The 10612-nt window shown below is 60.0% G+C and carries 8 protein-coding genes and 1 pseudogene; 4 read left to right on the forward strand and 5 right to left on the reverse strand.

Annotation, left to right across the window (positions count from 1 at the left end):
- Positions 1–95: 95 nt before the first annotated feature.
- Positions 96–686, reverse strand: coding sequence for a TraX family protein (locus tag XALGPE39_RS06655; protein ID WP_045727505.1), 591 nt, complete (start codon positions 684–686; stop codon positions 96–98).
- 239 nt (positions 687–925) lie between these two features.
- Between XALGPE39_RS06655 and XALGPE39_RS06660 the strand changes: the two genes are divergently transcribed.
- Entirely contained in the window at positions 926–1828 is a 903-nt protein-coding gene (locus XALGPE39_RS06660) for an ABC transporter ATP-binding protein (protein ID WP_235429763.1), read from the forward strand.
- Positions 1825–4236 carry an ADOP family duplicated permease gene (locus XALGPE39_RS06665; RefSeq protein ID WP_045727507.1) on the forward strand — a complete coding sequence of 804 codons (2412 nt, stop codon included), beginning with the start codon at positions 1825–1827 and terminating at the stop codon, positions 4234–4236. The genes XALGPE39_RS06660 and XALGPE39_RS06665 overlap by 4 nt, the downstream gene beginning before the upstream one ends.
- A gap of 145 nt (positions 4237–4381) precedes the next feature.
- Here XALGPE39_RS06665 and XALGPE39_RS15945 read toward each other — a convergent pair whose 3' ends face one another.
- Entirely contained in the window at positions 4382–4570 is a 189-nt protein-coding gene (locus XALGPE39_RS15945; protein ID WP_235429764.1) for a DUF5668 domain-containing protein, read from the reverse strand.
- A gap of 56 nt (positions 4571–4626) precedes the next feature.
- Entirely contained in the window at positions 4627–5880 is a 1254-nt protein-coding gene (locus XALGPE39_RS06675; RefSeq protein ID WP_045727509.1) for an HlyD family efflux transporter periplasmic adaptor subunit, read from the reverse strand.
- A gap of 284 nt (positions 5881–6164) precedes the next feature.
- Between XALGPE39_RS06675 and XALGPE39_RS06680 the strand changes: the two genes are divergently transcribed.
- Complete coding sequence (locus XALGPE39_RS06680) at positions 6165–7583, forward strand: sigma-54 dependent transcriptional regulator (RefSeq protein ID WP_045727510.1); 1419 nt, start codon at positions 6165–6167, stop codon at positions 7581–7583.
- 28 nt (positions 7584–7611) lie between these two features.
- Positions 7612–8928 carry an ATP-binding protein gene (locus XALGPE39_RS06685; protein WP_045727511.1) on the forward strand — a complete coding sequence of 439 codons (1317 nt, stop codon included), beginning with the start codon at positions 7612–7614 and terminating at the stop codon, positions 8926–8928.
- A gap of 361 nt (positions 8929–9289) precedes the next feature.
- On the opposite strand, the gene XALGPE39_RS06690 is transcribed toward XALGPE39_RS06685, so the two are convergent.
- Both XALGPE39_RS06690 and XALGPE39_RS06695 read right to left on the reverse strand, forming a co-directional pair.
- The gene (locus tag XALGPE39_RS06690) at positions 9290–9757 is read right to left on the reverse strand and encodes a DUF2726 domain-containing protein (RefSeq protein WP_045727512.1); all 468 of its coding nucleotides are present in this window, start codon (positions 9755–9757) and stop codon (positions 9290–9292) included.
- A gap of 207 nt (positions 9758–9964) precedes the next feature.
- Positions 9965–10501, reverse strand: a pseudogene (locus XALGPE39_RS06695) (ABC transporter ATP-binding protein); the annotation flags it as partial.
- Between the last annotated feature and the right edge of the window lie 111 nt (positions 10502–10612).

A 10612-nucleotide genomic window follows, 5' to 3' on the forward strand; every position in this document is an offset into this window, starting at 1 on the left:
TTCGTCGTCTTCTCAATGCTCATGCTTGGAAATGCAACGTCTCTACTTCAAAGTTCATAACACGCTCTAGGCGCATAAATGGCGGATGGGAAAATCTACCCGGAAAACCCTGCAAAGGCTGACAAAAATACTAGATGGGCAACATAGTAAATATAGAATGCAGCACGTGTACGCGGTAACGAAATTGGCACATAGGCAAGTGAGAGCATCGGAATAGCCAGTAACGACCAGGCGCTGCCGTTATAGACGCACAGCGCAGCAGCCGGAACGGCGACGCAGAAAATACCCGTCAGGATCGTTGGCCGGTGCGAGCGGAAATACCACCAGGCACCCAGCACAACAGCGATACCGGCCCACTGGTAATCGACAAACAAGGGCGCAGGCAGCGCGCAAACAGCCAGCAATACCCATCGCCTACCCTGCACTGCGCGAATACAGCAGACGGCCAGCGCGAACGCACACAGGACGTTGAGCGGGAAGATCACACCGAAGGCCAGCCAGTACGCCGGCATCGCAGCAGCACCCCAGGCAAGCAGCCGGCGCATCACCTTTGCGGTATCAGCGGCAGGCTGCGCCAGGTTGTAGGCCAGCACCATCGCGAACAGCGGGAACGCGACACGGCCAGCTTCGGAAACGACCGGGACGTAGCCGAGCTGGAAGACCTTGACGACATGGTCGCCGGTCATGGGCTGCTGACGCTAAGGATTGAGGTGCAATGATGGCGACATGAGTCCGAAAACGTACCATCCTAAATGGACGAGAGCGAATGTTTTGGTGGAATTCGGCGTCTTTTTACTAACCTTAGCGACGGATTCCGTGAAGCAGCGTCAAGGCTTGGTCGAAAAACGACCGCGAACGGTCTATGGTGACCATTTTCGGTCGCTTTTCCACGACTGAAAAAAGTCGGAAAAGTACGTGAGATTGCGTGACAATCGATGATAAAAGTGATTTCATCATGTGCAGGATTGAAGCGTGGCTCGCATTGAGTAAATCACACAATGCGAAGCGCTTTCTGGCTCTCCATCTGCATATACTCCATGGGCATACATTGAACGATCAGTGCGAGCGTCCTCTCATTCGTCTTGAGTCGGTTTCGAAGGTCTTTCAAACGGAAGAAGTCGAAACCCACGCGCTTTCCAGTGTGAATATCGAGATCAAGAAAGGCGAATATGTCTCGATCTCCGGCCCATCCGGCTGTGGAAAATCGACGCTGCTTTCGATCCTCGGGCTGCTGGATGCACCCTCCTCCGGAACCTATTCGCTCAACGGTACGGCCATCCAGAGTCTCAGTGCCGGTCAACGCGCGAAGGTCCGTAATCGCGAGATCGGGTTCATCTTCCAAGCCTTCAATCTCATCGGCGATCTGAGCATCTTCGAGAACGTCGAGTTGCCGCTGGTGTATCTCGCAGGCGAACAGGCCCTGTCACGCAAGCAGCGCAAAGAGCGTGTCCTCGAAGTGCTGGAACAGGTGGGCATCGCCCACCGTGTGAATCACTATCCGACGCAGCTTTCCGGCGGTCAACAGCAGCGCGTCGCCGTCGCGCGCGCGCTGGTCACACGGCCTGCCGTCCTGCTTGCCGACGAACCGACCGGCAACCTCGATTCCCACAATGGTGAAGCGGTGATCGCTCTGCTCGATCAGTTGCACCGTTCGGGGTCGACCATCTGCATGGTGACCCATGATCCGAGGCATGCGAAGTTCGCCCAACGCAGCATCTACATGTTCGATGGTTGCGTGGTCGACGAGGAAATACTCAATCACCTGCGACCCAAGGAGGAGGGTCTGATTGACGAGCGCCTGAGCCTTGCACGTAGCTCCCGGACATGAGCGTGTCCATCGTCCACGCATGCCAGGCAGCGGTGCGCCGTCTGCTCAAGCGGCCAGGGCATTCGTTACTCGCGGTCGCTGTGCTCGGTGTCGGTCTCGGCACCGTGCTGTTCCTGCTCAGTCTCGTCAACGGCCTAGTGCTCAAGCCTATGCCGTTCCCAGACCCGGATCGGCTCGTGGCGATCGGCTACAAGACCGAGAACGACGTCGGTCTCGAGGTCATGGGCAATGACGACTACGAGCAGATCCGCAACAGTTTGAAAAGCATCGAAGCCACCGGCGTTTATCACGAGCAGGCCGCCGACATCGTCGTGGGCGGTGTCGCCAAACGCTACAACGGTTGTCTGTTGTCTGGACAGATGTTGGCGTTCCTCGGGACCGCACCGCTGTCGGGACGTCGCCTTGGCACAAGCGACGAGCGACCCGGCGCGCCGCTCGTCGCGTTGATCAGCGAAAGCCTCTGGCGCAATGACTTCGCTGCAGCCGAGGACATCATCGGCAGGAACGTGCAGATCAACGGCGAAGCCGCCACGGTCGTTGGCGTCATGCCGAAGGGCTTCGCTTTCCCCGCAATTGCGGATGTCTGGCTGCCGACCCGTTTTCTGCCAGGAACTTACACCGACGTCAACGTGGTGGGCAAGCTCAAGCCCGGCGTCGCACTGGGTCAGGCGCGCGCCGATCTGGAGACGGTCGCTTCCGCCCAAGGCAAGCAACTGCGTGGCCAGCGTGCCGGTCGAAACCTGACGGTCAAGCCACTCGCGCTGAGCTTCATCACCGAGAAGGTCCGTTCGTATGTGTGGCTGATGTTCGCGACTAGCAGTCTGGTGCTGCTGCTGGCCTGCGCGAACATCGCGAACCTGCAACTGGTGCAGGCGATGAGCCGGCAGCGTGATCTGGCGATCCGCTGTGCTCTGGGTGCCAGCCGCGGGCGCCTGCTCTGCGATCAGCTCATGGAGAGCTTCGTGCTGAGTGTTGCCGCGACTCTCGTCGCACTGCTCATCGCCCAGCTCGGCAACGACTGGATTGCGGGCATTTTCGCGGCAAATGGCAAACCGCCGCCGTATTTCATCCGGTTCGGCATCGATGGGCGGATGCTGGTGTTCGCGGCCATCGCCGCGTTGTTCACGACGGCGGTCGCCGGTTTCATTCCTGCCTGGCGCGCGTCCCGCACCGATGTGCAGGAAGTGCTGCGCGAGGGTGGCAAAGGTTCCCATGGTGGCTTCTTTGCTCGAATTTCCAAGGTCCTGGTGGTCTTCGAGATCGCGTTGACGGTGATCCTCTTGGTCGGCGCCGGCACGTTCATCCAGGGCTTGGAGCATGTGCTGGAAACCAAATTCGGCAATGCCAGCGATCCTGAGCGGATTCTCACGGCGCGAATCGACCTTCGCCAGAATCGCTATCCCGACCAGGCTTCGCGCATTCGCCTCTACGACCAGATCGGCGAGCGGTTGCGCAGCGATCCGGCCATTGCCAACGCGACGCTGGCCAATACGATTCCCGGCGCACTGCTCGGAAGTCACGAATACATTGCCGGTCTGGGCCAGCCACGACCAGCCGGTGGATATCTTAAGGCGCAGTTGGGCGTGGTGGACAAGCACTTTGCACAGACCTACCGATTGAAACTGATGGCGGGTCGCTTCTTCGACGAACGCGATGCACAAAATCCGGTGGTGGTCATCGATCGCGAGACCGCGGCACTGTTGTGGCCGGGCACAGACGCCATCGGCAAGCGGATCGCGCTGCATCCGGAACAGGAAAACCCAGACATCCTCACAGTGATCGGTGTGGTTTCCGATTTGCAGTTGGACGGGGTTTTAGAAGATTCGCTCCCGAGCATCCTGCTGCCGATGCGTCAGTTGCCGCCCTACTCGATGGTCATCGCCGCTGAAATCAAGGGCGGTGATCCGCTCGCCAGTGCCTCCAAGATCACTCAGACCGTTTCCACCATCGACCCCGACATTCCGGTCTACGCTGTCCGCACCCAGGCCAAGGGCATCGACATGGGACGCACAAGCATCCTCGTGCTCACCCAGGTCTTCACCCTGCTCGGCCTGATCGCGCTGATGCTCGCTGCAGCGGGGCTGTACGGCATCCTGTCGTTCGCGGTCGTGCAGCGCACACGCGAGATTGGCATTCGTCGGGCGCTGGGTGCGGACTCGAAGACCATCGTTTCGAACATCGGCAAGCAGTTGCTCCTACAACTGGCAATCGGACTGACGATTGGTATCGGCTTGGCTTTGCCCTGGTCGGTCGCGCTTACCGATCCGAAGTTACAGACCCATGGCGATGAAGGGTCGGTGTTTGCCGTGGTTGTTCTGACGATTGTGATCGTCGCGGTGGTTGCCTCGCTCGTCCCCATCGCGCGAGCACTGCGCGTGGATCCGATCGTCGCACTGCGCTACGAATGAGCTGTACCAGCGAGGGGCGACGCCATCGCCTGTGCGCCCTTCCCTTCGTTTCCCGGCCTGGCGCGACGGCGTTCAAGACGTTCTCACCAAGTGCGAAGTATGCGTAGGTCGATGTGCGACAGCAGCGACCTACCTCAGTGCCGCATCAAGACCTGACGATGGCTTTGCGGTACAGGCGGCGGACCATGATCCACGCACCAAGAAAGATCAACAGCGCGGGCGACCACTTCGAGAAGATCCGATCGTATTCGATCAGCCAACCGAAATTCTGCATCAACAGGTAAGCTCCGATTATCATCAGCAAGATCGGACCAATGATCGTTCTCTGGCGCATTTTAGTCATCCTTTTCGTAAACCAGGGTGGGCGGTGATGTGCCGGATGGTACTGAATCACTTCAGCCGGATCCGGTCGTATTGCAGCCATTGCGTACTGTCGGAGAGGATAACGCGCTCGCCTTCCTTGAGGCCATCGAGGATCTGTACCCGATCAGCCGACATGGTACCCAAACGGACTTGCACGCGACGTGCGCTTCCACCGGAAGGATCGAGGCGGAAAAGCGATATCTGGCTACCGATCTTGGCCTGTGCCGGTTTGCCGACCGACAAGGTGGCGACGAGCTTGTCGATATGGACAACGCCCTCGACCGAGAGATCCGGGCGCGTGCCTGGCGGGAGTGTGCCGTTGAGCGCGATGTCGACACGGACGGTACCGTCGATGACCGCAGGATCCACTCGCGACACGCGACCCGCCACGAGGCCGTTGTAGGTGTCGATTTCTGCTGACTTGCCCACCACGACATCCCTGGCTTGCATCTCGGGCACCTTCAGCCGTGCGATCAGGACGTCCTGCTTGGCGACGCGGGCGAGGTTGCTGCCCGGTGAAACCCGTTGGCCTTCCTGCACCGCCACTTCCTGCAGCATGCCGTCGATGCCGGCGCGGACCTGAAGCGCATCGTGTTGCCTGCGCTGCAGCAACAGGTTGCTCTGCTTCTGCTGTAGCTCGGCCTGCACCGATGCCATCTGCGAGGTCATGGCCGCTTGCATTGCGTCCAGGCACTTTTGTTCGACATCCACGCGATAGGCGAGCTGCTTGAGTGCGATCTTGCCCTGTTCGAACTGGACTCTGGGAATGAGCTGCTGGGCAGCGGCCTTCGCATCGATATCGAACTTGACCTTCGCCGAGGCGTAGTCGGACTGGGCCTGCGCCAGCTTTGATCGCTGGCCGAGGAGTTCCAGTTGTAACTCGGAACGTCGGACCTGCACCCGTGCGGTCGCCGCCGCCACCTCGGATTGCGCGTTCCTGAGTGCATCCTCCACATCTGGATTGCTGAGTGTGAGCAGTACCATGTCCGCCTTGACTGGATTGCCCGGCAACACTTCGATCTTCACCACTACCGCCTGAGTCGACGCGGACACCCAGCGGATGTCGAGCGGCACCAGCGTGCCTTGCGCGCGCACATCGCGCAGCATGTCGCCGCGTTTGACGGTATCGATCCACACACTGGAGGTATCGATCGATGGCATCGCTGAGGAGAGGCGATAGAAGATGGCGGCGACGAGCACGACAAAGATCGCCACGATGCCGATGACGATCTGCCGTCGGCGCTTTTTCTTGATCTTGAAATTGGGGTTTACGATGTCCATGAACGCAATGGCAGCAAATAATGTGCCAGCGTTTGATTATCGTGCAAAATATTGATTTGAAATATTTTTTATGCCCTGCCTTGTGCTCGAAGTATCCGCTTTCGATACGCCTGCTTCGAAATCGGACGTTTCGGCCGGATCGTTCGATCCATCGCACCGATCCCTCCTATATCATGCCGTCCGAACACAGTCGTCCACGAGCGGATTATTCGATACCGTATCGGTGCACGTGTCGATGCCGGTAATTGCGATCCGCCCGAAAAGCATTCACGAGACCAGCAACGATGCGAAGCTGGACCGTTTCTTACATCGAAAGCCATCATGAGCCTTGCACCTTGAGAAACGTTCTCGCAGTCGATGATCAGAAAAGCATCCTGGATGCGCTGCGGTTGCTGCTGAAGTCCGAAGGCATCGCCTGCACCCCTGCCACCAGTCCGGCGGCTGCGCTGGAGGCCCTCAATGATGGGCAGTTCGACGCCGCCCTAGTGGATCTCAACTTCTCCCGGGACACGACCTCTGGCGAGGAGGGTCTGGATCTGCTCAGGCAGCTACGACAGCGGCGGCCCGACCTGCCTGTGGTCGTGATGACCGCCTGGGGCAATGTCCAGCTCGCAGTGAGGGCGATCCAGCTCGGCTGCATCGACTTCATCGAAAAGCCGTGGGAGAACGCCCGGCTCTTGGATGTGCTGCGTCGCCTCCCTGGCCTCAGCGAAAGCCGCCGACACCCGGAAGATGCTGGAGGCGATGGCGGGGCCGCGAACGTGCTGGGAGAGTTGATTGCCCGATCCCCCGCGATGAAGCAGGTGATGTCGGTGGTCGCGCGGGTCGCCCCCAGTGATGCGAACGTCCTACTCCTCGGCGAGAACGGTACCGGCAAGGGCGTTATTGCCCGCCATCTCCACAACCTGTCGCCGCGGGCTGAAAAGCCCTTCGTCAAGATCAACATGGGTGGGATTTCCGAGAACCTCTTTGAATCGGAAATGTTCGGCCACGTCCGTGGCGCGTTTACCGATGCCCGTGGCGACCGCGTCGGCCGTTTCGAGCTAGCCAATGGCGGCACCCTGCTCCTCGACGAAGTCGGCAACATGCCGATCTCGCAGCAGCCCAAGCTACTGCGTGTGCTGGAGGATGGCGGCGAATTCGAGCGGATGGGGTCCTCGCACACGCAGCGAACCGACGTCCGCCTGATCGCGGCGACCAATGCGGACCTTGAGAAGGACGTGGCGAGCGGATCGTTCCGGCGCGACCTGCTCTATCGTCTGAACACCATCGAGATCACTCTGCCGCCACTGCGCAACCGCAGCGAAGACATCCTGCCGCTCGCACAGCACTTCCTGTCCCAGTCGGCCAAGTGCTACGGCCGCGCCAAGATGCGGATGAGCGCGGCGGCGCAACGGGTGTTGCTCGAATCCCCTTGGCCCGGGAACGTGCGCCAGCTTCAACACGTGATCGAGCGTGCCGTACTGCTGAGCGACGGTGACGAGATACGGCCCGAGGCGCTATCGATCGGCAAGCCCGCTGCGCTTGCCGACGATCTCGAACGGATGACCCTTGACGATGCCGAGAAGTGGCTGATCCGACGCTGCCTCGACCGCTACGACGGCAACCTCCAACGCTGCGCCGACGCGCTCGGCATCACTCGCCAAGCGCTGTATCGGCGCCTCGAAAAGTACAGCCTGCGCGCGACAGGCGGCGATGGCTGAATCGGGTTCCAGAGCCGCTGGCGCGTGGATGCCCTTCATCCGCCTGCTCGCCTCAGGCGTGGCCCTGTCACTGGTGCCGTCGGCCTCGATGCTGGTGGCGCTTGTCGTGTTCGACTGGCCTGCGCATGCCGCCCGTGGCTGGATGCTGGGGGGCGTGGTGGTGGTGACCGCAGCCATCGTGTACTGGCGCTTCCAGCGGATGCACTACCTGCTGCAAACCCTGTCCGGTCTGCTTGAGGCGCTGCGCGAAGGCGACTACACGCTACGCGGCAGATTGGGAAACCCGCTAGGCAAGGTGATCTACGATGTCAACGCCTTGGCAGTCCAGTTGCAGAAACAGCGGATCCACTTCGAGGAAAGCCTGCGTCTGCTGAACAAGACCCTTGACGCACTGGATAGCGCGGTGCTGGTCTTTGACGATAAGCGCAAGCTGCGCTTCCTCAATCCAGCAGCCGCGAGTCTGCTCGATGCCGGTGCGCAGATCGCCCTCGAACGCAGCGCCACCGACCTTGGCCTGGACGCCTACCTTGACGAGAACGGCGCACGCGCGTGGAGCTGCACATTTCCCGGGCGCACCAGTCGCTTCTTCATCCGTACCGCAGCGTTGGTACACGAAGGGCGCAAAGGTTGCCTACTGGTCATCAGCGACATCGGCCGCGCGTTGCGCGAGGAAGAACGGGATGCTTGGCAGCGGTTGCAGCGGGTGCTGAGCCACGAAGTCAAGAACTCGCTGACCCCCATCTCCTCGATCGCCGATACCCTCGCCACCATCGCCACCCGGCAGCCTCTGCCAGAGGACCTACAGGAGGATCTGGTGACAGGGCTGCGGGTGATCGGCGACCGGGCGCAATCCCTGGACCGCTTCTTGGCAGGATACGGCCGGCTGACCCATCTACCAACGCCCGAACGTCGCGACATCGATCTGGGCGAAGTGGTCCGTAAAGTCGTGCGTCTGGAACCCTCACGCACGCAAGTGCACGAAGGCGAAGCACTGCAGGTGCAGGCCGACCCCGACCAGATCGAGCAGGCGCTGATCAATTTGTTGAAGAACGCACTCGAAGCGATGCATGGCACCGACGCGAAGGTCCAGGTCCGCTGGCGGCGGGAAAACGACTTGGCGGTGATCGAAATAGTCGACGACGGCATCGGTCCACCGCGAAGCGAAAATCTGTTCGTTCCATTTTTTACGACCAAGCCCGGCGGATCCGGCATCGGCCTGATGCTCGCCCGTGCGATCGCCGAGGCGCACGACGGCAACGTGTCGTTGGAGGCCAGGACGGATGGTCCGGGCGCGATCGCACGGTTCTGGCTGCCCTTGGTCGCCGATGGCGCTGCGTCTGCCTGATCGATGCTGCGATTGCGGTGTCAGCATCGCTGCGCGGGTCGCCCAGGTTTTCGTGGATCATGCGCGATGCGCGGAAAGTCGCCTGCATGCAATCGATGCGGAGCGGCACTTCGTTTGTGCTTCGCCCGTCAGAATGCCGTCTGCGTTTAACAGGCCGCGCGAAAATTTACAGGCCCTGGTTTCTACGGGTGCGGGGCGCCTTGCTTGCTCGCCACTTCCATCTCAAAGGTGATGCAGTTGCTGTGAGCCAGTTCTCCTTGAGCAGTAAGCCAGCCTGCCTCGTGCGCAATCCCGCTCTGCACTTCAGACAATTAGGCAGTTTTTGGCCCCGGCACTTCTGACGCATGACCGGCTAACGCATCTACGCCGGGGTGCGCCCCTGTCCCCAGGCCAGTAAGGATATTTCGTCGCGAATCTGGGCAACATTTGGCATCGACTTCACATGCCAACGAATCATGTGTAGCCCAGCGTCCGTAATCGCTTTCGTTTTATCGGCATCCGCCTGATGATGCCCCGGACGATCATGGCTTGCGTCGTCAAGCTCGATGACAGTTAGTACAGAAAAATCTTTGTTGCACACAATAAAATCCGCACTCTTTTGATTGACCTTATTAAGCCATTGAATTCGCCCACTTCCTTTGCGAATGCCTAGAAATCTTGATAGCTGGACCTGAGCTAGAATAATATTTTCAGGAAGCGCCTCAATCAATCTCCAATAAAGAATCTGTTCCGAATTTGTCAAAACCCGCATGCCGTAAAAAGGCCACTGTACCTGTGCATTTTGCTTCAACTTATTTTTTTGACCCGCGAGAGCGGAAATAAGTGCCATCAACAAAAAAAGAGCAAAAAGGCACAGCAGCAATATCCATGCTCATCCCCAGCCTAAGATATGGTCTCAGATGATGATACCCTGGCAGTTCACCTGATAGGTCTACGCAGGAAGAGTCCTCGGCCAACTCTTTTACATGGCTAACGTTGTAGCCGGCGTCACCGTCTCACTTTGTATGCCTTGTTTTCCGGGAACGATCCCCGCACGCTAGATTGGCGCGGAATGGATGCGCCAAGAGGGAGCCGCCGTCAGTCCCGTTTGTGTTTCGCTGGCGCTCGTCGCACACGAGCCAGCACGGGAGTGAACGCGTTGCACCGTTAGGCAGCGGTCGGCGATGGTCGATAGGCCAATCCGGTGCGAGACGACCACCAGTGCGGTATGCGGCAGACGCCGCCGCATCATGCGCAATACGTGCTGTTCGGAGATGGCGTCGAGTGCGCTGGTGGCTTCGTCGAGCAAGGCGATGCGAGGTTGCCGCAGCAGCACCTGGGCCAGCAACAGGCGCTGCAATTCGCCACCAGAGAGTTTGGCGGAGGCACCATGCACGGCGGTGTCCAGCCCCTGCCAGGCAGCGTGCAGGCGCGTGGTCAGGCCGACATCGCGCAGTGCTTGCCACATCGCTGCCTCGCTGGCCGTCGGCGCGGCCCAGGCCAAACAATCGCGCACCGTGTGTTGCCATGGGCGCACGCTCTGCGCAACGTAGGCGGCCGAGTGCAAGCGCGCGCGATAGCCGGCAAAATCCAGCACGTCGCCGTCGCAGTGTGCGCTGAAGACTTGCGGTGCGTGATACGCCCAGGGTTCCGTAGACACTCAAGACCCTCGTTGCGCGTAGCGCCGTTCAAACTCTACAGGAGA

Origin of the sequence: Xanthomonas sp. GPE 39, from assembly GCF_000963005.1 — a bacterium.
Classification (GTDB): Bacteria; Pseudomonadota; Gammaproteobacteria; order Xanthomonadales; family Xanthomonadaceae; genus Xanthomonas_A.